Raw genomic sequence first — 24,978 nt, 5'->3', positions numbered from 1 at the left:
TCAATTAAATATGCAACTTTCGCAGGATTCAATCATTGTTTTTCTTTAATGACTTAATCTTTTAGCATATATTTTTATCATTTTAATGTTTTGTTCATTTTATATGTTTGTCCAATTCATATTTTTATTTTTATTTGAATGGTTTAAAGATTTTTTAAAGCTCATGAAATATCTGTTTCATGTTTCTAATTATAATATGATTGTCTTTTTAATTTTTATTTTATTATATTTACGGTTTATTTGATTTCTATTAGTAAAAAGTTTTAAATATTAAATAATACAAAATATACACATTAAGTTTTTTTGCTTAATAATGGATTTTTATTCAATATTATTTAATAAAATTAGAATTTTATTCAACAATTTTAAATTTGTTTCGAATATGATAAAATAATATTGTCTTAATTATCTATATAATCGATAGGAGGTGAAAATGTGTTAAAAAAGAAATTAATCCTCATAGTAAGTATTATCTTATTATTCTCTCTTTGTTTAGTTGGTGTATCTGCTACAAACAGTAGTTTAACTAATAGTACTGATCCATATAGTAATCCTCAAAGTTCTAACCTGTGTTTGAATAATGGTTCAGATATTACAATTGATTATAGTGCTAAACTCAATTCTAAAGATGAGTCTCAGATTATATTAAATGATGGCGGTGATGGTGGTAGTTTCAGTGACTTACAAAAATTAATTGATTCTAATACAAATGGAACAATAAATTTAGATAAGGATTATAAATATGCTGAAAATGATAATCTACCTGACGGTATTACAATTAATGGTAAAACTTTAGTTATTAATGGTAATGGGCATACATTAGATGGATCAAATCTTGCTAGAATTTTTAATATAAATGATTCAAGTTTAGAATTAAATGACTTAAAATTAATAAATGGTATGAATAATGAATCTGTAACAGCACTATTTGCTAATAATTCCAAATTAGATATCAATAATTGTAATTTTGATAATAATACAATTAATATAGATCTAGTCAATAATACTAAATTTGTATCTGTTAATGGAGGAGCTGTTTATCTTTTAAATTCTACAGCAAATATTAATAATTCTAGTTTCACCAATTCTAATGTTAGGTTTAGTGTTGATGATAAATATAAGAATTATACTAGAATTAAAGGTGGTGGAATTTTTTCTAAAGATTCCAATCTTACTATATCAAACTGTCTCTTTAATGATAATAATTTAATTACTAATTATACCAGGGTATTACATTCAGGATCTGCTATTTGTACCGTTGATAATATTAACACAAAAATAATTAATTCAAATTTCACTAATAATAATTGTACTTATGGGGCAATTTATGATTCAAGCGAGAATTTAATTATTGATAATTGTTTATTTGATAGTAATTATGTTGATGGGGATGGAGCTGATATCTATTTAGAAAGTGATGTTTATAATAGTACAATATCCAACTCTAAATTTATTAATTCCTTTTCCGAATACTGTGGCGGTTCAATATATTTAAACAGAGGTTCTTTTGATGATGGAAGTATAATATTTAATAACTGTAGTTTTATAAATACGACTGCTAATTATGATGGTGGAGCATTATATGTAAACTCTAAAAGTAATATTCTAGAATTGAATAATTGTAGTTTTATTAATACTATGGCTGCTGATGACGGTGGTGCAATATTATATGAAGATAATTATGTCTCTAATATTAATAATTGTACTTTTATTAATTGTACTGCATTAAGCAGTGGAGGTGCAATATCTACCGATGTTGTTTTTATTGATGTTACCGTTAACTCTTCAAAATTTATTGATTGTAGTGCATCTAGAATAGGTGGTGCTATTTATCATTCACCATATGGTTATCATAACTTCACTGTAATTAATTCTACATTTTATAATAATACTGCAGAAATAGCTGGAGCAATATATGTCTCTGATGAAGATCTTGGTAGAATATATAATTCCACATTTATTAATAACTCTGCAAGTGAAAAGGCAGGTGCAATTTCTTGCAATAAACAAGGAGAATATGAGTATGGTATTGATATTATAGAAGGTTGTTTATTTATTAATAACACTGCTCCTAGAGCAGGTGCTATATGGATATGTGGTGGTAATATTAGTAATTGTGTTATTATAGATAATCCTGATGATAATAATTATGATGTTATTAGTGATAGTTATGTGGAAGATGGTGTTAATTTAACCTATAACTGGTGGGGCTCTAATAAAAATCCAGTTGACAGATATGTCAATAATAGTGAAGGTGGTATTGTCAATCATAACTGGGTTTTAATGACCTTTGTAAGTAATGAAACCTTTATGTTTGTTGGTAAAACCTATAATTTAACTGCTGGCTTAACTCAATATACTGATGGCGAAAATATTAGTGGTTTTAATCAATATTTACCTATTCGAAATGTGAGTTTCACTGCAAAAACTGGTGTATATGATCCTATAACTGGTGCTTTAGTAAATAATAAATTAAATACATTATATTCTAAAAGTACTACAAATAACACATTATATGCTACTATTGATTATCAAACTTTAGAATTACCTGTATTTGAGGCAAAAATTTTTATAAATAAAACCCCAAACATTACTGTTGTTAAATTAGGTGATGAACTTTCATATATTATTGTAGTTAAAAATATTGGTGATTATAATCTGACTAAAATCTCCTTTATAGAGGATATTCCAGAAAATTTAAAATTCATTAAATTTATTGGTGATAATTGGACTATGAATGATAAAAATATATTTTATTATTCTAATAATCTAGAGCCAAATCAAAGTGCTAATATCAGTTTATATTTCAAAGCAGTAAAGGATGGTAATTTTACTAATACAATAATTGTCAATACTAATGAAATTAACAATATTACAATTAATAGTACACAAGTTCAGGTTATATCAAACAATACCAATAACACTAATAATACCAATAACACCAATAACACTAATAAAACAGATAATAATAAAACAGACAATAATATTGGTAATAATGATTATAATGAGGACAGTTTAGCTAATAATACAGCTATTTTTGTTGAAAATAGTCCTGTTACCGGTATTCCAATAATTGTTTTGATTATTGCCTTCCTATCCTGTGTATTCGTGCCTAGAAGAAAAAAATTAGATAATTTATTAATAAAATAGGTTTATTATTAATTAAACAGATATTGGGTATTATATTTAGAAAAAAATTAAACACTTTTTCAATTAGGATTTTCTAATCCTAATACTTTTTTTATTTTTAATAAGGGAATATTCTTCTATTTTTTTTATATTAAAACATTATTTAAATTTTTTAAAGATTATAAAAAAAGAAAATAATAATGATTTTGATTATCTAAGTTTTAACTATAAAACAGGTAATCCATTATACATTTTATATCTGGTTTTAGGATTAATTGTATTAATACCTTTAAAACGTAAAAAATAGGGAGTTTATAGTGTAAAATTCTATTTTACACTTTTTATTTTTTTTATAGATAAGTATTCTTTAAAATACTACTTAAATATAAATTTTCATATAAATAAATCATTTAAACTGGATAATGACCTTCGGTCTCTTTTTATTTTTTAGCCATGACTTTAACATAGAATCGTTTATTACATAATCATTATCCCTATTGTATTTAAGAAGGCTCTTATTATTTAATTGTTCTAAATATTTGGATAAAGTAGTGGAAGAATATTTGGTCATAGTTAAAAGCTCTTTAAAACTTAGAGAATCGTTATCGACAATTAATTTAATTATGGTTTTTTCATAATCGTTTAAATTGCCCCATACATATAGCCACATTATAACAATCTGATCCATTTGAAGGAAAAATACCTCTTTAATCATATCACTTGTATATTCAACATTGGAATCTAGAATATTGGAAAAAGTATTGATATATGCAGGGATTCCACGGGTACACTTATAGAATCTTTCAAAACCATCCTCCGTAAATTTAATGTCTGTCCTGTCCCGAATATAGTTAGCTGTTTCTTCTTCTGTAAATGGATCAATATTAATTTGTATCATACGGCCACCAAATGCACCGGTTTGACCATTAATCATTTCAATGATATCTGCTGTTTTTGATACGGAACCTGTAAAAATATAACAAACATTGTTTAAATTTTGAAGATAACTTCTAAATAACCAGAAGAATGCCTCAGGATTTTCAACATATTTTATTAATTGAAATTCATCAATTACAACAATAAAACCTTTAACATCAGAGGAATCGACAATTCTTTGAGGAAGTTCCATTACAAATTTGCTAATTTTTTCATAATTATCCTTTATTTTAGGTATTGGGATATTTAATATAGTTTCTGGATTGCTAAAGTCATAATCTTTAGTATTAAACATAGTTTTTAGATAGTTTTGAAATTTATTAAATAGATTCGCATCCTTATTTAAGGTTTTATTTATTTCAATAAGGATTTCCTTTAAAATCTCCTCTTCGGATATTTTCTTATTCATGCCATAGATCTTTGAAATATCTACATATGCACTTAAAATGTAATCTGGCTGATTATGAAGTATTTTTTTAAGTAGGAATGTTTTACCTACTCCCCTGTTTCCTGTAATTAATAATTGGTTAGGTAAATCTTCTTCAATACTCTTTAATTGTAATGAAATCCGTTTAATATCCTTTTTTCTATTATAGAAGTATTTATCAACATCATTTGGTACTGAAATGGGTAACATAATATCAAAACCTTTATATTTAAATTAATTTATCTTAATTATAATATTTAAATTTTCTATTAAAATAAAGTACTTTACTTGATTTTAAAAAAATATTATTTTTAGATATGTGGAATACTTTAATAGAATAAAGTACCTTATTCAATTTTAAAAAAGTATAAATCTTAAATATATAAAGTGCTTTACCTGATTTTAAAAGGAATATAAATTTTGTGGAAAATATAATTTTTTATTTAAATAGAAGGGAATGAATATTCCATTTAACTGAATTAATAAAACATAGTAACTATCTATTTAAATAAAAATATTCAATTAAAAACAGAATTTATAATAGAAGTTCAGATAGTAATGTAATAAGATAAATAAAATATAATAAAATTAAAAAGTATTATTAATCATAAAACAAATAGTATACTGTCAATTAAAAATCAAATTGGAATTAATGGAGGTAAAAAAAAATGAACATATTGATAGATGGTTCCGGATCAATTGGTATTGCATTGGGTGCATCAATGATATCACAGGGTGCAGATGTATCATTCTATGCAAGTGAAAAAACCAAAAACGCTATGGAAAATGGAATTGAAAGAATTGGGCTTTTTAATCATTTAAGCATTTCGCCAGATGAATTTAATGTATATACCGATTATAATGATATTCCAAGAAACTCTATAGATTATGTTTTTATAACGGCTAAAACGACCTCTAATGATGATATTAGTTCTAAACTTAACGATAATAGAGAAATATTTAAAGATAATGGAATTATACTCATTTTTCAAAATGGATTTGGAAATGATGAACCATACTTAAGATATTTTCCAAGTGATAAGGTATTCTGTGCTCGTGTGATTACTGGCTTTAGAAGACCTGAAAGAAACATAAGTGAAATTACAGTATATTCGGAACCTATTGAATTAGGTACCCTACAGGATGGGGATATAAATCTTTTAAAACCAATTGCAGAACTTATCACAAAATCAGGCATACCATGTAATGTAACTAATAATGTTGCCAAGTTTTTATGGGCTAAAATGTTGTATAATTGCGCTTTAAATCCTTTAGGTGCTATTCTTGGTGTCAATTATGGAAAATTGACCGAAAATGAATATACCATTAACATTATGAATAGGTTAATAGATGAGATTTTCAATGTTATTGAGGTTTCACCATATTCAGTCGATTGGAATGACTCTTCAGAGTATAAAGATTTATTCTATTCAAAATTAGTTCCTGATACATATGAACATGTTTCATCTACCTCACAAGATATTGAAAGGAAATTAAAAACGGAAATTGATTCATTAAATGGTAATGTTATACATCTTGGTGAAGAATATGGAGTGGATGTCACTGTTAATAAGGTAATCTACAATATGATAAAGGCAATAGAATCAGAATTTTAAAAGATTATTTTTAAAAATTTAAATGAAAGGAAGTTTTAGTTTAGTTTTTCTTCCTTAAACCTTTTTAAATATAATTCAAACACTAGAAATTCTATTAATGAACCTATTAATGCACCAATACTCATTCCATAGTAAACCCCTTTAATTCCCCAGGATAATATGAAACAGAATAAGAAACTGAATAATAAAACTAAGATTAACTCACGTATAATAGTTAAACCTAGTGACGTGATTCCTTTTCCCATTCCCTGAAGAACATTTCCACAGACACCACCAATTGCAGCAACAATAACGAAGAAACTTAAATCCCTTAGACATTCTGTAACCAATACATTTAAGGATCCATTAGATGCACTATATGAGAAAAGATGTGCTATCTGTGGGGCAAATATGTAAATTATTGCAAATGTAATGGATGATATTAATAAACTTAATTTTATTGAATAATGACAGGTTGTTTTTAGTTTCTTATAACTTCCTGCACTATATGCAACTCCTGCGATTGTAATTGCGGCATTACCAACACCTATACCTGGCATCATTCCTATTTCAATAATACTAAATGCTGATGTAAATGATGCTATTACAGCAGTTCCTGCAATAATTGATAACATGCCATTTAATACAATATTTACAACGGCCATTATTAACTCCTCAATACTTGCAGGAAGACCTACAAAAAGTAAATTCTTAATTAAACTCCATTTAAATTTAAATTTCTTAATACTGTAATCAATATATGTAGATTTACTAAGATAAATCCAGTATATTGCCAATAAATCAGGAATAATATTAGATATTACTGTAGCATATGCAGATCCTGCAATACCTAAGTTTAAAATATAAATGAATATTGGATCAAGTATAATATTTATTAATCCGCCACTGACCATAATGACAGTTGAACGTTTAGCATCTCCTTCAGCCCTTAATTGAAATGAAAATAAACAATTAAATAAAAATGCAATAGTAAATATAAATATAACCAAAATATAATCCATTGCATAATTCATTACATCTGATGCACCCATTAAAGATAATATTTGTCTTAGAAATGGAATGAAAATCAATGGAAATATGATTGAAATTATCAGTACAATTAATGTAGCATGAAGACTACTATTACTTGCTTCATCATAGTCATTTGAACCGATAAATCGGGAGATTACAGAATTTGCACCAGCACCTAAACCATCACCTAATCCTATAATAATCATGAAGAGTGGTTCAACAAATCCTAATGCTGCAAGAGGATCTGTTCCTAAACCTGCAACCCAAATTCTATCTACAATGTTATATAAACTCATTACAAAAAGTGAGATAATTATAGGAGGAGCAGTCCTTCTAATAGCCTCTTTAGGATTACCTTTAATTAAATTTACATTCTCATTAGATTGATTAACATCCATTTTTTCACCTAATGTATTTTAAAATTAGATTTCATATTGTATTTCTAAAAATTTCATGCATGTTATTAATTTTATACGTAATTACTGTTTAATCATGATTATTTAATTTTAAATAAATGATAATAAATATAGTTTAGCATTAAAATTATTAATTTCATGTTTGTGATAAATTTAGTTTAATTATTGTAAAATTAAAGAATTATCTTCAGATATATTAAAAAATAAGGGTTTAGAGAAATTTAATAAAAATTTTTTTTGTTTTGAATAATTGAAAGTTGTTTTAACATTTATAATAATTGATAGAAACACCTGTTTTGAATATGTTCAGTATATATGTAAAGATTTAATTATACCAATTTTGATGATTTTTATCTAAATTTTATTATATCATATGAAATTTTTAGATTTAAAATATTAATTTTCATATTTTTATCAGATTTTGTGTGTAAAATTAATAAAAATTATATAATTAGTAATAATAATTAAGTAATATTTTTTTAAAAAATAGTAATACTTAAAAATATATATTACTTTTTTTAAATTTAGTATTAATTTTAAAAGTATTATTTATTTTTGAATTAGTATTAATTTATTATTAATTTTTTAAAAATTAGTAATAATTTTTAATAAAATTTATTAAATTTTAGAAAATTAATATAATCTAGTATTTTTAAAAATTAAATTGATCTGATGAACTATATTAAAATTTACTATTTGATGTTGGAAATTAATGAGAAATATGGGTAATTAATTAATATTTAAATATTTATTAAGTGTTTTGATTTTATTTAATGAAATAAAAAGATTTAATCCATTTTTAAAAATAAATTTTTAAATCTTAAATTTGATCTAAAATTTATTACTAAATATCAATAAAAGTAATAAAAAAATGTTTTTTAAATTCCATTGGAAAAATTGATTTTCTATGATTCTCCTATTTCAATATTATTACAATTTAATGAAGTTAGTAATACAATAGATTATTACTTTTTTAAGGGTAATGTAATACTTGAAATTATTACTTAATCCTGATAAATGTAATACAATCAAGATTTTCATAAATTATTACAAATTATATTATTTTGTATTAACTTTTAGTATTCCTAATATTTATTAATATTTTTTGGGTTTAATTAATTTTAAAAAGTATTACTAATCTAGTAAATTTGTATTAAAAATTTGATTCACTCTAAAAGTAATACTTATTTATAAATAATTTTAAAAAAAGTAATAAAGTACTATTTCAAGTGTAAAATATCTGGAAAAATTCAAAAAATTAAAAATTGTAAAAAATGCTATAAATGATATGTTTACATATACATCAAATAGTTTATTTACATAAGTTTTGACAAATTTATTTTCAGATAATTTTTTACTTCGTTATAGTATAGTTTATCGAAGTACAAATCCATATTTCATGAATTTTTTTTAATTTTTTTTAAAATTTTGATTTCTAATTTTTTATAAAAAATTTTTCATTCTTATGAAAATCTATAATCTGACGGAATTACATGAAAATTTATAAAATTTTTAATATATAAAAATATTTTTTTTCTTATTTAAAATCATATATGATTATTAATACCAATTAATGGAATCATATAAAAATAGACTGATCAATTAAAAAAATATAAAATAAGAAAAGTTAATAATTGAATTATAATTTAATAAATTAATGCTATTTAAAACATTTATTTAATAATATAACCCTATTTTTAACTTTCTTTTAAGAAATTATTCCTTTCTTTTAATAACAACAGTTAATGCCATCAATGCTAAAAGTAAAACCATTATCGGATTACCTGTTTTAGGTAAGGTATTACCATTAAATCTTAAACTTTTAAGATTATTATCTTCAGATGTTTCAGTATTGGAATTTCCATTATCGGTTCCATTCTTGTCAGGAACATCTATACTAAATGAAGCATTAGTGCTAATACCTGAGTAAATATTATCTCCATCAAATATAACATTTATACCATATTTTCCATTTTTAAGATTGGATAATGTTAAATTACCTTTTCCGTCTATAACATTTACAGTATAATTTTTGTTATTAAAGTTTACTGTAACTGTACCATTTAATCCTGTACCATTATATGTAAGTGTAACATAAATGATAGCTTTATTACCATCGGTTACAATTTTAACATTTAATTCAGGAGTTAAATAATCAATTGTGAAGTTAACAGTATTATTTGATGAGTCAAAATTATCATTTCCATTAAATATGGATTCAACAGTATAATTACCTGCACTTAAACCGTCTACATCTAAAACACCAGTTCCATTAACAACATTGACTGCATAGGTCTTATTGTTAATAGTAACATTAACAGTTTCGTTTAATAACATGCCATTAGAACTATCTAATGTAATATTAAATCTAGCTGTATGGTTTTTACCATTAAATGTGGTGTTAACTAAACTTATGTTAAGATTAGTAGATGATTTGTTTATTGTAAAGCTTGTTTCATTTGTGATATTATTATAGTTATCATTTCCAAATGTGACTTTAACAGTATAATCACCTGTAGTTAAATTTTCAAGATCCAATGTAGCTTTACCATTATTAAGGGTAAGATTATATTCATTACCATTAACATTAACTTTAACAGTACCGTTTAATAATTCATTATTTATACCAATTGCAGTAATATCAACTGTATTGATACCACCATAAACTGAATCGTTAACAGTAACATTTAATACACTTACATCTGCCTTATTAACAGTAAATGAAGTCATATTATTAACAGAACTATAATTTTCATTAGCATCGTATGCTGCAGAAATATTATAAATACCTGCATTTAGTTGTTTAAATACATAAACACCTTTACCATTAATAATTTCAACATTAATAATATCTGAACCAAGTAATCTACCATTTAAAGCTTCAAAACTATCAAGACTAATAGCAACAGTACCATTTAATCCAGTATTGTTTACTCCAGTAAGAATAATTGTTACAGTTTCATCATTACCATAGGTAATGTTTTCTCCAATTATAATGATTACTGGTGCAGATTTACTTACAATGAATTCTGTATTTGTTGTTGAACTGTTATAGTTCCTTGTTTCTTGGAATACTGCTGCTACGTCATAGGTATTTGGTATTAGATCTTTTAAGACTAATGTTCCTTTACCTGATGCTATATTAACTATATAGTTATTACCATTTACAGTTACTATTACTACACCATTTATTGCTTCATTGTTTATGCCTGCTACATTGAAGCTGATTGTGTTATCAGAGTTGTATGTAGTGTTCATTACAGTGATATCGAATGAAGTGATGTTTGCTTTTCCAACAGTGTATGTTCCAGTATTTGTAGTGGTTGTGTAGTTTTCGTTTCCTTGGTAGTTTGCTGTGATGTTGTAGTTTCCTGCATTTGGTTTGGTTATGGTTTGGGTTCCTGTTCCGTCTGTTATTGTTATTGTGTAGTTGGTTCCGTTAATGTTTAATGTTACTGTGCCGTTTAATCCTGTGTTGTCTATTCCGGTTAATTTGATTGTTAGTGTTTCGTCGTTGCCGTAGGTTATATTTTCTGTGGTAATTGTTATTGTTGGTGTTGCTTTGTTTACTGTGAATTGTGTGTTTTTGGTTGAGTTGTTGTAGTTTGTTGTTTCTTGGAATACTGCTAATACATCATAGGTATTTGGTATTAGATCTTTTAGGACTAATATTCCTTTGCCTGCAGTTATGTCTACGGTGTAATCTTTTCCGTTTATGGTTACGATTATTTTACCGTCTATTGCTTCATTGTTTATGCCTGCTACATTGAAGCTGATTGTGTTATCAGAGTTGTATGTAGTGTTCATTACAGTGATATCAAATGAAGTAAGATTTGCTTTTGCAACAGTATAATCTGTTGTAGTAGTTGTGCTTGTGTAGTTTTCATTACCTTCGTAGTTTGCAGTAATATCGTAGATTCCTGCATTTGGTTCGGCAATATCTTGACTGCCTATACCATTAACAATATTTACAGTGTAATCTGTTCCATTGATGTTTAATATTACTGTGCCGTTTAATCCGGTATTGCCTATTCCGGTTAATTTGATTGTTAGTGTTTCGTCGTTGCCGTAGGTAATGTTTTCTGTGGTAATTGTTATTGTTGGTGTTGCTTTGTTTACTGTGAATTGTGTGTTTTTGGTTGAGTTGTTGTAGTTTGTTGTTTCTTGGAATACTGCTGCTACGTCATAGGTATTTGGTATTAGATCTTTTAGGATTAGGATTCCTTTGCCTGCGGTTACATCTACTGTGTAGTCTTTTCCGTTTATGGTTACTATTATTTTACCGTCTACTGCTTCATCATTTACACCTATTACATTGAAGCTGATTGTGTTATCAGAGTTATATGTAGTGTTCATTACAGTGATATCAAATGAAGTAAGATTTGCTTTACTTACTGTAAAGGAACTAGTATTGCTAACAGCATTATAATTATCTGTACTATCAAAGCTTGCAACAATATCATAAACACCTATATTAGGGAGTATTAAGATTTGGCTTCCTACACCATCAACAACGTTGACAATATATTTTGTTCCATTAATTGTTAAATTGACAGTATCATTTAAACCCTCACCATTAATACCTGTAAGGTTGATGTTAATTGTAATATTATTGCCATATGTAGTATTATTTACATTTAAATTAAGCACGGGATTTGTTTTATTAATTGTGAAGTTTACTTCTTTATTATTAAAACCTAAATAATTATTATCACCGGAATATTTAACATTTGTTACATATTTTCCAGCATTCTTAGTGCCTATATTTATTTTAGAAACACCATTTATGACGGTTCCAGTATATCTTGTATTATTAATATATACAGTTGCATTACCAGTTACATCATCATCAAATACAACAGTTATAACTTGATCACCATAGATAATATCGTTAATTTCAGTTTTTGATACATTTTTTCTTAAATCAAAAGTTCCATTATTTGATATTGAGGTATAATATGTTTCATTATCTAGACTTGCATTTACTAAATAAAATTTTGAACTAGATAAGTTATTTAAATCAAGTATAACTTGACCATTTTCATTAGTATAATATACATCATCTATTAATGTATTATTTTCATAATCGATAACTTTTATCTTTAAACCGATACCTGCTTCAGTGAAATTATTAGAGTTAAATAATTTACTTTCATCACCTGTATTAGTAACACCATTTAATCCCCAATAAGTGAGGTTGGTTGCATTTACGGTTCCATTAATATAAATCCCATTGTAAAGATTATCTAATCCATATAATGTTATAATTATATTTGAGTTGGAACTATTAATGGTTAAATCTGTTGAATTTGCTCTGTTATCTAAGATTATTGAATTTTTAATAATAAGATAATTGTTTCCTTGATAGATTGCAGATCCTGCAGCAGATGAACAATTTACTATAGAACAGTTATCTATAGTACCATTTTCACAAATTACACAAGTAATTGCACCACCATTTTCTACTGAGCTATCATTAATAAAGTTACAATTTCTAATGGTTCCATTAGGACCATACCAGAATATTGCACCACCTTGAACATCGGAACTTGTATTAATAAAATTAGAGTTATTCATTTCAAAATAACTCATGGAAGATACACCAAATAGGAATATTGCACCACCATAATCATTTGCATGAGTATTTTCAAAAGTACAATTTAAAATTTTAGTATCCTTTCCATTATTCCAGAATATTGCACCACCATCAAATCCAGTTACATTTATAAATCTACAATTTGAGATATTTCCATTGGCACTATACCAGTATATAGCACCACCAGAGTCTGAACTTGTATTGATAAATGTACAATTATCTATATAACAGTCATTACCACCAAATAAAAATACTCCACCACCACTTTTTCCGGTAGAATTGATAAAGTTACAGTTTATAATTTTGGTGTTATTTGATTTATTTGAATATATTGCACCACCATAGTTGGTTGAATTTGTATTGATAAAAGTACAATTAATAAATGTAACGTTATTAGATTTTATATTAAATGCTTCCGCTTGATTTAATCCATTGATGGTATATCCATTACCGTTTATCGTAATTGACTTTGATATGGTTATACCATTTTTATAATGAGTATCTGTAGTTGGATTATATATATAATCTTTATTTAGAGTAATATAATTTCCACCATTACTTATTAATGTGTTTAAATCAGTGAAACTTCCAGCATCAGAACTGTCCTCTTTATTAACATTACTCTCATTAGCAGTAGCTGCAAGTAATTGTTTACTGTTAGAACTACTATTATAAGTAACCTGATTAGTCACATTAGAATTCTGGATTGATGAATTACTGTCAATTGACATGGTAGTGTTATCTGAAACAGTACCTGAGGTATCATCTGTTGCTGATATGGTATTAATACATAAACCTAATATAATAAGTAAAATAATAATACTGAACACCTTATTTTTAGTTTGCATATTTTCACCTCCTTTTAAATTGATTATATAAAATTTAAATGGAGTAAATCCATTGATATAGGGAAAAATCATGTAAAATTTAAAGAGATTATACATTAAATTCGTTGAATTTAATTAAATAAATTTTTTAATATTTACAGTATTTTTCCATTCTATTCAATAGACTTTAAAGTATTGTAAAATTTTTAAAATTATTAATTAAAATCGATAATACTTCAATACAATAAACAAGGAATTTATAAATATTAAATTACTTGTTAATATTTTAATCAATAATAATATAAAAGATTTGTCTTTTATTGAACAAAAAATACGTTATTAACTTTTATTAAATCTTTTAAAAGGTATAAAATATTTTATATGTTTTTTATACATTTTTCTAATCTTATATTAAATTTTTATTTTTAAAGAAATAGAAATGAATTTTTTTTTCAATAATAAATTCAATGGTTTATTTTATAATAATAAATGTATTATATTTGGATTTAAATATAAAAATAAAAAAAAGTTAATCAGTTAAATACTGATCGGAAATTATCCAATAACTCATTGCAATGAGACAGCCTACCATTATTAAAGGTGGATAAACGAAATATCCAAGAATGTATGATATTGTAAATAGTATAAATTCAAATAATGAGTTATGCTCTCCTTTATCTAAATAAATAATAAGCGCAACATTGGCTGGGTCAGTCCTTTTAATTATTTCTGCTTGTATAACATAATGTATGTGGAGAAGTATAAATATAGATCCAAAACAAGCTTGAGCAAAAAATGAATTAAATTGTTCTGAAACCATAGTTGTAAAGTATGGAATAAAGCTTAAAATGAATATTCCTGCCAAACTTGTCCAAACAATTGTACTGTTTAATTTATTTATTCTAATAAATAGATTATGGTGTGAATTCCAAATATTAAAAACAATAAAGAAACTTACTAAATATGCAAGAAACTCTATTCTTACTTCCCATAAACTGGCAAAATCCGGATGTGCTGGTATTGGAATTTCCAAAATAATTAAAGTAACGATAATTGCTAAAATAGCATCGATTAATGCCTCAAATCTTTCAGTATCCATGAGTATCACTATTATCCAATATGTTTATAATTTTAAGTGGTAAATTCCAAACAATTGCACTTAACAAACAAGATATTAAGATTGCAATAGGATTAATATATATGCCTATTAAGAATCCTATAATAAATATGGTATAAATTATTAAATTCAAATTAACGTATCTTGAACTGTCAAGATGACTATTTTTATTAAATTTATCATGTTTTACCGCAATATGGCTAGCCAGTAAATATAAAACATTTGTTAAAATAAATAGACTTCCATAACATATTTCTGGAGCTAATGAATATGGGTTTCCAGAAACCCAATATGTAAAGTATGGGACTAGAGTTATAATAAATGTTAATACCATATATATTGCAATAACATAATTATCTATTTTTTTAATTTTATCAAATAGTTTTCTATGATTATTCCAAATACTTGCAATAATAATAAAGCTAATTAAATAACTGAGATATACTACGCTTAAATCCATAATTCCAGATAAACTTAATGTTTCGGGCTGTGGTATTTTAAGTACCATAACTGTCATCATTATAGCAAGTATAGCATCAATAAAAGTTTCAAAACGACCTGAATCCAATAAGAACACCATTAATTAATTTTTAATAAGACTAATATTCAATCCATTCTTTAATTTCATCTTTAGCTTTTTGTACATCGGAACCTTTAATATCAAGTCCATCTTTAATATCTGCACCATTACAAAGCTTTTTAATATCTTTCATGGAATTTCCTAATCCAGATCCCTCATGAGTAATGAGGGTTTTCACGGTTTTTCCTGTAAAATCGAGTTGTTTCAATTGTCCTTGTAAAGGCATTGGTAAAGTTCCCCACCAGTTTGGAGAAACAATATAAATTGTATCGTATTGGCTTATATCATCAAGGTATTCCTTAAGTTCGGGATAAACATTGTTTTCTTGTTCTTTTTTTGCAATTTCAATTGTTTCCATATAAGAATCTGGATAACTTTCCTTGGTTTCTACTTGAAAAGTATCAGCATCAATAAATTCTTTAATATGTTCTACTAAAACCTCTGCATTTCCAACTTCAAAATTGACCAAAGAACCGTTAAGATAATTTTCTCCCCTTCTTGAAAAATATATAATTAGATTATTCATAATATCACTTAGTTTTTATTTATAAATATTAATATATTTAAATTAGTGCATATTAATTTTTTTTAATAAAGTTAGATTATATTAAATAGTTTATAAATAACTTATTAAGAGGGAATTTTTATGAAGTATATAGATATTGGTTTAAATTTAATGCATAAATCTTATAATAAGGACCGTGAAGAAGTAATTAAAAATGCTCAAAATGTAGGAGTTACTAATGCCATTATTACAGGGGCAGATATTCAATCCAGTGTTGAGGCGGCAGAATATTCAGAAAAATATCCGGGTATCTTATATTCAACTGCCGGTGTTCATCCTCATGATGCAAAAACATGTGATGAAAATACAATAAAAATTTTAGAAGAATTGGCTGGTAATGGTTCTGTAGTTTCTTTAGGTGAATGTGGTCTTGATTATAATAGAAATTATTCCCCTCAAGATATTCAGAGGAAATGGTTTAAAAAACAATTAGAACTTGCAGAAAAATTAGACATGCCAGTGTTTCTTCATGATAGAGAATCATATCCTGATTTTTCAAATATTCTAAAACAATTTCCAAGTGTAGCAGAGAAATCTGTAGTACATTGTTTTACAGGAAACAAGAATGAGGTTGAAGAGTATCTGTCTTTAGGTTGTTATATAGGCGTTACAGGTTGGATATGTGATGAAAGACGAGGTGATGACCTTCGGGAAGCTGTTAAATATATTCCGCCTCAGAAACTTATGATTGAAACAGATGGGCCATTTTTAATTCCTAGGGATTTGAAACCTAAACCAAAAAAACATAGAAATGAACCAAAATATTTACCTCATATATTGGAGCGTATCGCATCTGAAATGGGTTTAGATTCAGATAAGCTTTCAAAACAAGTTTATAAAAATACTAAAAGCTTTTTTAATATTTGATTCATTTTTAATTTTTAAAAATCTTATTTTTTTTTAAATTTTTAATTGTTGATATGACAACATTTATATATTAAAATGTTCAAATATTAATTTAATTGTTGATATATCAATAATCTTATTTTTACTATTATTTTTAATTACAGTGTGATTTATCAATAGTTATTTTTTTTACTAATTTTTTTAAAATTGGGGTGATATTCTGTCGGATTTTATTAAGAATAAAGGATGGCTATCAATTGATAGTATAACCCTTTTATTAACCATAATAATTCGTTCAAAAACCATATATATAATGGAAAAACTTAATTCTCCAGATATTGGAAAAAGTCAGGTTGAGATATTAAATAAAATGGGATTGTATAATAGGTCAAATAAGAAAATTAACCAGGAATTATTATCATATGATTTACAAATAGATAAAGCATCTATTAGTAGAAGTGTACAAAGTCTTGAAGAGAAAGGTCTACTTAAAAAAGAACAGGATCCCAATGACAAACGCCAAAACCTACTTTTTTTAACCGAGGAAGGAATTGAGTTTGCAGATAGAATTAAAAAATATGAAGAGGAATGGGAAAATGCTATCTGTGATAATGATAATGAGTATAAGAAAGAATTTCTTGAACATGTACAATATATTACGGGAAAATCACTTGAATTAATTTATAAGGAGGAGTGTAATGAGTAAAAACGATGATAGAACTAAACGAAACATTGAATTAATACGTGGAGATCCTAAAATTGCTATTCGTAAGTTGTCATATCCAACAATGTTATCCATGTTTCTTGTCATGTTATATAATATAGCAGACAGTTTATGGGTGGCAGGTCTTGGATCAAATGCATTAGCAGCATTAGGTTTTATTTCACCATTATTCTTTATTATAGTTAATGTGGGAAATGGTATAGGAGCAGGTGCAAATTCAATAATTGCACGTGCTATTGGGGCAAAAAACAAACCACTTGCAGACAACTCCGCAGTTCACTCAATACTAATTGCAGTAATATTATCCGTATTGGTTCCAGTTTTATTGGTTCCATTTCTAAAAGAAATTCTATTATTAATGGGTGCTGGTAGCTCATTACAAATGGGTTTAGATTATGGTAATGTTGTGTTTATATGTACATTTTCATTTATATTCAATGGTGTACTTGCTGCAATATTAAGATCTGAAGGTGATGCAACAAGATCAATGTATGCGGTTGCAGTTACAGCTGTTTTAAACATAGTATTAGATCCAATATTCATTTATGTATTTGGAATGGGTGTTGGAGGTGCTGCATGGGCATCTGTTATATCTTCATTAATCGCATGTTTTGTAATGGCTTATTGGATATGGGTTAATAAAGATACATACTTAAACATTACAAGATCAGCATTTAAATATGACTCATATATTTTAAAACAAATAGGATTAGTTGCTATTCCAAACATGGCAGAGGGAATTGTTTTCTCTGTTATGATGATGGTTATGAATTGGATGCTTACATTAGTTGCAGGTACAACTGCAGTAGCTGTATATACATCTGCCGGAAGAATTAACCAACTTGCAATGATTCCACTTATTGGTGTAGGTACTGCAATGCTTACAGTTGCAGGGGCAGCTTATGGTGCAAAAGATTATGATAAACTAGAATTCGCACATAAATATGCTATAAAATTATCATATATAGTATCAATTATTCTATGTATAGTAATGTTCTTTGGATCTGATTATATAGCATTATTATTTGCATATACGGATCAAAGTGCAATGTTAGCTCCATTAATATCAGAGGTACTTAAAATATTATGTTTGTTCTTACTTGCTGTACCTGCAGGTATGATTTCTGCTATGGTATTCCAAGGAATAGGAAAAGGTGTAATATCTTTTGTTATTACATTGTTTAGGGCATTATTACTTGAGATAGCACTTGCATACTTCTTTGGAGTAATATTACACATAGGTCAAAGAGGTATTTATGGTGGTATGGTTTTAGCTGCAGCTATAGGTAGTGTGATTGCCTATATATGGTGTAGATTATATATTAAAGGTCTTAAAAATAATTCCTAATATTTTTTCCTTTAATATTTTACATTTTAAGAACTTCAATTTATATGATTTCTTAATAAATTTAAAATTTTATAAGCTTACTTTAATATCATTTAAAGAAAATATTTACTTACTTTATGGTTTATCAAAAAACATTAATTTTCAGATTCTTTTTTTCTTTAAAGAAAATATTTACCTATTTTTATATTGAAAATTGTTATTGTTTTATAAAAAATATCAAAGTTTTCTGTATTTTTATAAAAATAAGGAAAATGCCGATTTTTTAATTAAATTTTTAAAGATTATCTTTTATATAATAGAATATCAAAATCTATTTTCTTCCGCTGTAGAAATTAAAGAATTCAATATTTTTTTTAAATAAATTAACTTGATAATTTTATATAATCAAAAAGAGTAAAAAAAAATATCATTATTTTAACTGTTATATATAGTTAGTGTAAATTGACTGTTTTTTTATTAAAAATTTATAAAAAGGATTTTTAATATTTAAATTTTAAATATTAAACTCTTCTTTATAAAGTTCAACGCCTTTCTTCAATCTTTTAAGTCCATCTTCTAATAATTTTCTAGGACAAGCTACATTTATTCTTATAAATTGATCTCCATTTTCACCAAACTCATAACCTGGGGAAAATACGACCTTTGCTTTCTCAAGTAAAAAATCATTAAACTCTTTGGATTTAATATTTAATTTACTACAATCAATCCATAAAAGATATGTTGCCTCTGATGGAACTAATTTTAAGTCAGGTATTTCTTCTTTTAGATATTCATCTAAAAATAGTTTATTGTTGTATATATAATCCCTTAATTGATTCAGCCAATCTTCACCATGATTATAAGCTGCAATTGCAGCTGAACATGCAAATAAATTCGGATCTGATAGTCCCTCAATTTGAATATGATTAAAAGCCTTTTCTCTAATGTTTTCATTTGGAATACTAATTGCCGCGGTTTTAATTCCTGCAATATTAAATGATTTACTTGGTGATAATGTTGTAATACTATTATTCCTGTTTTTATTAGATGCTGAGATATAGGGAGTATAAATAAGACCTGGATTTGTTAAATCACAATGAATTTCATCTGAGATTACAATAACATCATATTTATCTGCAAGTTCTCCGATTTTCTTTAGTTCATCTTTGGTCCAAATTTTACCAATAGGGTTATGGGGATTACATAAAAGCATTAGTTTAACTTTGGGATCTTTAAATTTTTCTTCTAAATCATTAAAATCAATTGAATAGTTTTCACCATCATAAATTAGTTTATTCTCTTCAACTATCCTATTATTATCTTCAATAACATAAAAGAATACATGATAAACAGGAGTTTGAATAAGGACTTTATCATTTTCCTCTGTAAATTCTCTAATTAAAGAGGATATTGCAGGCATTACAGAATTTGTAAATTTTAACCATTCTTTTTTATGAACAATACCATATTTTTTCCACCAATTGATATAAGCGTCATACCACTCATCTGGAATTAGGGTATATCCATATATGCCTTCGTTTACTTTTGAACTTAAAGCATCTTTTATTTCAGTTGCTACTTTAAAATCCATATCTGCTACCCACATAGGGACTTCACAATCATAGAAATCCCATTTCACTGAGTTTGTATCTTTACGATTTATAATAGTGTCAAAGTCATATCTCATATTTTCAACTCAAACTATAATATATTATAATTAAATAAATAATTTTGTTATTGTTTTTTTTTAGAAGGTAATATAATAATTAAATAGTTGTAATTATATTTTATGTAACTTTTAAGTTACCTTATTTATATAAATATAGTTAAATATAATATATCTGAGGTTTAAAAAAATGTCTGATGCTATGTCATTATGTAAATCTTGTCCTATAGAACAAGCTGTAAATTTGATTCAGAAAAAATGGTTAGTTTTAATTATTAGAGATATGTTTTTTGGAAAAACTCATTTTAATCAGTTTAAAGAAAATAAGCCAAAACTATCCAATAAAGTATTATCAGAATGTTTAAAGTATATGGAAGAAAATGAATTAGTAATAAAAATAGGAAATCCTGATAATAAGCTTGAAACTGAATATAAACTAACTGAGAAAGGTAAAAGATTAAACAAAGTTTTATTTGAATTAGCTGAATTTACCATTGATACTGACTCTTATTATCTTGATTTAAAAGATTCAGATAGAGATATGATTAAAGATGAGTTTAAGGATACCTTGGAAATTGAAAATGAGAATTAATAATAATTTTTAATAATTCTTTACATTTAATCATTTGATGTTTTATTCGAATTTTAAATTTTAATAAATTAAATATTATAAGAAAAGCTTATTTTTCGTTTAAATTTTTAGAAATAAAATAGTTCTAATTTTTAAAAAATATTTTATTATATTATAATTATTAATATTATTAATATTATTATAAATAAAATAGTTCTTTTTGTTTAATATTCTTATTGTTTTTATTTTAAATAGATAAACTTTTAAAGTTACAGAAAGGTTTTTAAACTTGTTTAATAATTATTTAATTTTTCAAATTAAAGAATAAACCTAATTGGGTCTTATTTTATAAAAAAATGGATTTATCAATTAAAGTAAATTTAAATTAAAAAAAAGAAAATTATGAAAATTAAATTTCATAATTTATACAATTCCTTGTGATTGCATAGCGTCTGATACTTGTTCAAATCCATGAATATTTGCACCTACAACAAAGTTTTTAGGTTGGTTATATTTATCGGCAGCATTACTAATGTTGTTGAATATATTGACCATGATATTTTTTAACATGTCATCAACTTGTTCAAATGTCCAGTGGATTCTTTCTGAGTTTTGGGTCATTTCAAGTGCGGAAACAGCAACACCGCCTGCGTTTGCAGCTTTTGCAGGTCCAAATAATACGTCATTGTCCAAGAAATAATTGGTTGCATCAATAGTTGAAGGCATATTTGCACCTTCACATACAGCAATTACATTATTATCCACTAAAGCCTTAGCATCATTAAGGTCGATTTCATTCTGTGTTGCACATGGAAGAGCTATATCCCCATCTACTGTCCATACACCTTTACCTTCATGATATTCGGCAGAAGGTCTTTCTGCAGCATAATCATACATTCTTCCTCTTCTGACTTCTTTAATTTCCTTAAGTAATTTTAAGTCAATACCCTCAGGATCATATACCCATCCTGTTGAATCAGATGCAGTAATTGGATTTCCACCTAATTGTTTAGCTTTCTCAATTGCATATATAGCCACATTTCCAGCACCAGAAACAATTATATCCTTATCCTTAATAGAAATGTCCTCATTTTTAAGAAGTGTGTCTGTAAAATAAAGAAGTCCATAACCTGTTGCTTCGGTTCTAGCAAGTGATCCACCATATGTTAATCCTTTACCAGTTAAAACACCTTCAAATTGTCCAGTAATCTTTTTATATTGACCAAATAAATAACCAATTTCTCTAGCACCCACACCTATATCTCCAGCAGGTACATCTCTATCTGCATTAATATATTTATATAATTCAGTCATAAAGTTTTGACAGAAAGTCATTACTTCGCGGTCGGATTTACCTTTAGGATCAAAGTTAGAACCTCCTTTAGCTCCACCAATTGGAAGTCCTGTTAATGAATTCTTGAAAATCTGTTCAAATCCTAAAAACTTAATAATTCCTAAGTTTACTGATGGGTGGAATCTAAGCCCTCCTTTAACAGGACCAATTGCACTATTAAACTGTACCCTATATCCTGTATTTACTTCCACTTCTCCTTCATCATTTACCCATGGAACTCTAAATTTAATTTGTCTTTCAGGATTAGTTAATCTTTCTAGAAGTGCATCTCTTCTATATTCCTCTTCCTTTTCAAGAATTGCCGGTTCTATTGATTTTAAAACCTCAGTGACTGTCTGATGAAACTCAGGTTCACTTGGATTTTCTTTTTTTATTTGATTAATTACTTCATCTACATAAGACATAATAAATCTCTCATTCTAAAATTTTTTGTATAAATCTTTTCCTTTATACCTAGTAAAACTTTGTTAAGCATCATATTTAAATTTTCATATTTAATCTAGTAAATTTGGATATTATCCTATTAAATATTGGTTTATTTTCGTGTAATATAATCCTGATTAATAAAAAATTAAACATTGTTCAATTTTTTTACAAAAATAGCGAAATTATATATTAAAACTAAATATTTAGAATAAAAATTATAAAAATATTTAATTCCAGTTTAAAAAAAGGATTTTATTATAAATAATAATACTTTAAAATTATGATTTATTTTAAAATAATGCATATTTCAATTTACAAAATTTAAAAATAGAATTAATCGGCACCTAATTTAAATTGAATAGATGTGATGAAAACTTTTTTTTTAAAAAATAAAAAAAAGAATAGGGATTAATGTTTAATTCCTATTTAGAAATTGTTATTTTACTTGTAACCTTATGTTCTCCAAATTCTGAGACAATGGAATATTTACCTGGTTTTAAATTAATGTTTAAATAAGCCATACCATTATTATCAGTTGTTTTATAATAGGATTTCTTACTGACAGTAATTTTCACTCTTTGACCTGCTAATGGATTTCCATGATTATCAACAACTTTAACAGCATACTTAGAACCATCTTTGTATTTCATATTAAGATTTTGAGCAGTAATTCTTGGAAGTACTGTAATCTTATTAGAGACTTTATAGTCACCGTAAGTTGTAGTGATGGTGTATGTTTTTGGAGCTAGATTAATATTTAAACTTGCAATACCCTCACTATCAGAGATTTTGGTATAGGTTTTTCCACTGACAGTGAAGTTAACTGCAGCACCTGCTACAACATTTCCATCATTACCTAAAACTCTAACTGAGAATTTAGTACCATTTTTATAGTACATTACAATGTTTTTATTCTCAATAATTGGTGAAATAACACTAATCATAGTGGTTTTTTCCTCTCCAGTTATAGGGTTTACAGTTGTAATCGTATATTCTCTTGGTAAAAGGTTAATGTTTAACTTTGCGATTCCTTGATCGTTAGTTTGTTTTAAGTAAGTTTTTCCACAGACTGTAATGTTTACACTAGTATTTGCCAATGGATTACCTTCACTGTCCAAGTATAATGCATAATATTGGGTATCATTTTTATATACTTTAACAACATCTTTTACCTCTAAAGTAGATTTAACTACAATAATTGAATGAACAATAATTGGATTATATAAATCAGAACCGTTATATGTTGTAATTACATTATATGCTCCACTATTTAATTCAATAGGTAAATAAACAATACCATTATTATCGGTTGTAAGATTATATTCTGTTCCATTGATGATAATTCTTAATCCAGCATTTATAACAGGGTTACCGTCTGAATATATTAATTTAGCACTTAACCCTTCCGGACCTTTATAGAATTTAGTAATATTATTAAGGTCTTTATTGATTATTTTTAATATTCCAGTTTTAATGGATAATTTAAGTAAACCGCTATAAGTAAGTTAGCATTAACAAGATAATTGCCACCTACAGTTGGAATAAAGTTGCCATAATAAGTGGTGTTATTAAGTGTTCCGTTTATTAGGTTTTGACTTGTAGAACCATTGGAAATCCTATTTATTGGGAAATTAACACCTGATAACAATATTAATTTTACATTAAATCTAAAGGCATTTTCATCCAATATTATTGTGTTATTATTGTCATCTAAAATAATTCCATCTAATGTATTATTTTCATTAATAAAACCAATTTTGGTCTGATTATTTAAAACAACAACATATGTTTGGGTGTTGATGTAATTCTTATTAAAAATTGCCTTTGTGAAATTATTTTTATCT

Annotated in this window: 16 protein-coding genes; 6 read left to right on the top strand and 10 right to left on the bottom strand. The window is 26.0% G+C overall.

Annotated elements, in window-relative coordinates; translation table 11 throughout:
• The first annotated feature begins 435 nt into the window (after positions 1–435).
• Complete coding sequence (locus ABM4_RS04230; RefSeq protein ID WP_016358441.1) at positions 436–3,150, top strand: adhesin-like protein; 2,715 nt, start codon at positions 436–438, stop codon at positions 3,148–3,150.
• A 385-nt stretch (positions 3,151–3,535) separates the two neighbouring features.
• Here the strand turns inward: ABM4_RS04230 and ABM4_RS04225 are convergent, their stop codons facing one another.
• A complete protein-coding gene (locus ABM4_RS04225; protein ID WP_016358440.1) occupies positions 3,536–4,702 on the bottom strand; it encodes an ATP-binding protein in 1,167 nt (388 codons plus the stop codon).
• Between the two features lie 458 nt (positions 4,703–5,160).
• Between ABM4_RS04225 and ABM4_RS04220 the strand changes: the two genes are divergently transcribed.
• Complete coding sequence (locus tag ABM4_RS04220) at positions 5,161–6,108, top strand: ketopantoate reductase family protein (RefSeq protein ID WP_016358439.1); 948 nt, start codon at positions 5,161–5,163, stop codon at positions 6,106–6,108.
• Positions 6,109–6,143: 35 nt separating this feature from the next.
• Here ABM4_RS04220 and ABM4_RS04215 read toward each other — a convergent pair whose 3' ends face one another.
• The 5 genes from ABM4_RS04215 to ABM4_RS04195 all read right to left on the bottom strand — a co-directional run bounded on the left by ABM4_RS04215 (position 6,144) and on the right by ABM4_RS04195 (position 16,181).
• A complete protein-coding gene (locus ABM4_RS04215; RefSeq protein WP_016358438.1) occupies positions 6,144–7,517 on the bottom strand; it encodes an MATE family efflux transporter in 1,374 nt (457 codons plus the stop codon).
• 1,734 nt (positions 7,518–9,251) lie between these two features.
• The gene (locus ABM4_RS04210) at positions 9,252–13,979 is read right to left on the bottom strand and encodes an Ig-like domain-containing protein (protein ID WP_016358437.1); all 4,728 of its coding nucleotides are present in this window, start codon (positions 13,977–13,979) and stop codon (positions 9,252–9,254) included.
• A gap of 508 nt (positions 13,980–14,487) precedes the next feature.
• The gene (locus ABM4_RS04205; protein ID WP_016358436.1) at positions 14,488–15,057 is read right to left on the bottom strand and encodes a TMEM175 family protein; all 570 of its coding nucleotides are present in this window, start codon (positions 15,055–15,057) and stop codon (positions 14,488–14,490) included.
• Entirely contained in the window at positions 15,047–15,643 is a 597-nt protein-coding gene (locus ABM4_RS04200) for a TMEM175 family protein (RefSeq protein WP_048200839.1), read from the bottom strand. Before ABM4_RS04200 ends, ABM4_RS04205 begins: the two co-directional genes overlap by 11 nt.
• Before the next feature lie 31 nt (positions 15,644–15,674).
• On the bottom strand, positions 15,675–16,181 hold the full coding sequence (locus ABM4_RS04195) for a flavodoxin (RefSeq protein WP_016358434.1): 507 nt from the start codon (positions 16,179–16,181) through the stop codon (positions 15,675–15,677).
• A 120-nt stretch (positions 16,182–16,301) separates the two neighbouring features.
• On the opposite strand from ABM4_RS04195, the gene ABM4_RS04190 reads away from it, so the two are divergent.
• The 3 genes from ABM4_RS04190 to ABM4_RS04180 all read left to right on the top strand — a co-directional run bounded on the left by ABM4_RS04190 (position 16,302) and on the right by ABM4_RS04180 (position 19,138).
• A complete protein-coding gene (locus ABM4_RS04190) occupies positions 16,302–17,087 on the top strand; it encodes a TatD family hydrolase (RefSeq protein ID WP_016358433.1) in 786 nt (261 codons plus the stop codon).
• A gap of 292 nt (positions 17,088–17,379) precedes the next feature.
• Complete coding sequence (locus ABM4_RS04185) at positions 17,380–17,772, top strand: MarR family winged helix-turn-helix transcriptional regulator (protein ID WP_016358432.1); 393 nt, start codon at positions 17,380–17,382, stop codon at positions 17,770–17,772.
• Positions 17,765–19,138 (top strand): MATE family efflux transporter, encoded by a 1,374-nt coding sequence (locus ABM4_RS04180; RefSeq protein ID WP_016358431.1) that lies wholly within the window; start codon positions 17,765–17,767, stop codon positions 19,136–19,138. Before ABM4_RS04185 ends, ABM4_RS04180 begins: the two co-directional genes overlap by 8 nt.
• 493 nt (positions 19,139–19,631) lie before the next feature.
• Here ABM4_RS04180 and ABM4_RS04175 read toward each other — a convergent pair whose 3' ends face one another.
• Positions 19,632–20,804: a MalY/PatB family protein gene (locus tag ABM4_RS04175; RefSeq protein ID WP_016358430.1), complete on the bottom strand. Its 1,173-nt coding sequence runs from the start codon at positions 20,802–20,804 to the stop codon at positions 19,632–19,634.
• Positions 20,805–20,973: 169 nt separating this feature from the next.
• On the opposite strand from ABM4_RS04175, the gene ABM4_RS04170 reads away from it, so the two are divergent.
• Positions 20,974–21,375: a helix-turn-helix domain-containing protein gene (locus ABM4_RS04170; RefSeq protein WP_016358429.1), complete on the top strand. Its 402-nt coding sequence runs from the start codon at positions 20,974–20,976 to the stop codon at positions 21,373–21,375.
• A gap of 402 nt (positions 21,376–21,777) precedes the next feature.
• On the opposite strand, the gene gdhA is transcribed toward ABM4_RS04170, so the two are convergent.
• The 3 genes from gdhA to ABM4_RS04155 all read right to left on the bottom strand — a co-directional run bounded on the left by gdhA (position 21,778) and on the right by ABM4_RS04155 (position 24,821).
• Positions 21,778–23,112, bottom strand: a complete 1,335-nt coding sequence (gene gdhA / locus ABM4_RS04165; RefSeq protein WP_016358428.1) for an NADP-specific glutamate dehydrogenase — start codon at positions 23,110–23,112, stop codon at positions 21,778–21,780.
• A gap of 444 nt (positions 23,113–23,556) precedes the next feature.
• Complete coding sequence (locus ABM4_RS04160) at positions 23,557–24,231, bottom strand: hypothetical protein (RefSeq protein WP_048200837.1); 675 nt, start codon at positions 24,229–24,231, stop codon at positions 23,557–23,559.
• A gap of 359 nt (positions 24,232–24,590) precedes the next feature.
• Positions 24,591–24,821, bottom strand: a complete 231-nt coding sequence (locus tag ABM4_RS04155) for a hypothetical protein (RefSeq protein WP_048200836.1) — start codon at positions 24,819–24,821, stop codon at positions 24,591–24,593.
• Positions 24,822–24,978 lie beyond the last annotated feature (157 nt).

This window comes from Methanobrevibacter sp. AbM4 (assembly GCF_000404165.1).
Lineage (GTDB): Archaea > Methanobacteriota > Methanobacteria > Methanobacteriales > Methanobacteriaceae > Methanarmilla > Methanarmilla boviskoreani.
The sequence above is the reverse complement of the archived record's forward strand: the minus strand, read 5'-3'. Positions and strand labels throughout refer to the sequence as shown.

What these genes read in the sequence shown, in the direction of transcription:
- ABM4_RS04225 (WP_016358440.1), bottom strand. Translation starts at nt 4,702, where the DNA reads ATGTTACCCATTTCAGTACCAAATGATGTTGATAAATACTTCTATAAT.
- ABM4_RS04220 (WP_016358439.1), top strand. Translation starts at nt 5,161, where the DNA reads ATGAACATATTGATAGATGGTTCCGGATCAATTGGTATTGCATTGGGT.
- ABM4_RS04215 (WP_016358438.1), bottom strand. Translation starts at nt 7,517, where the DNA reads ATGGATGTTAATCAATCTAATGAGAATGTAAATTTAATTAAAGGTAAT.
- ABM4_RS04210 (WP_016358437.1), bottom strand. Translation starts at nt 13,979, where the DNA reads ATGCAAACTAAAAATAAGGTGTTCAGTATTATTATTTTACTTATTATA.
- ABM4_RS04205 (WP_016358436.1), bottom strand. Translation starts at nt 15,057, where the DNA reads ATGGATACTGAAAGATTTGAGGCATTAATCGATGCTATTTTAGCAATT.
- ABM4_RS04195 (WP_016358434.1), bottom strand. Translation starts at nt 16,181, where the DNA reads ATGAATAATCTAATTATATATTTTTCAAGAAGGGGAGAAAATTATCTT.
- ABM4_RS04190 (WP_016358433.1), top strand. Translation starts at nt 16,302, where the DNA reads ATGAAGTATATAGATATTGGTTTAAATTTAATGCATAAATCTTATAAT.
- ABM4_RS04185 (WP_016358432.1), top strand. Translation starts at nt 17,380, where the DNA reads ATGGAAAAACTTAATTCTCCAGATATTGGAAAAAGTCAGGTTGAGATA.
- ABM4_RS04180 (WP_016358431.1), top strand. Translation starts at nt 17,765, where the DNA reads ATGAGTAAAAACGATGATAGAACTAAACGAAACATTGAATTAATACGT.
- ABM4_RS04175 (WP_016358430.1), bottom strand. Translation starts at nt 20,804, where the DNA reads ATGAGATATGACTTTGACACTATTATAAATCGTAAAGATACAAACTCA.
- ABM4_RS04170 (WP_016358429.1), top strand. Translation starts at nt 20,974, where the DNA reads ATGTCTGATGCTATGTCATTATGTAAATCTTGTCCTATAGAACAAGCT.
- gdhA (WP_016358428.1), bottom strand. Translation starts at nt 23,112, where the DNA reads ATGTCTTATGTAGATGAAGTAATTAATCAAATAAAAAAAGAAAATCCA.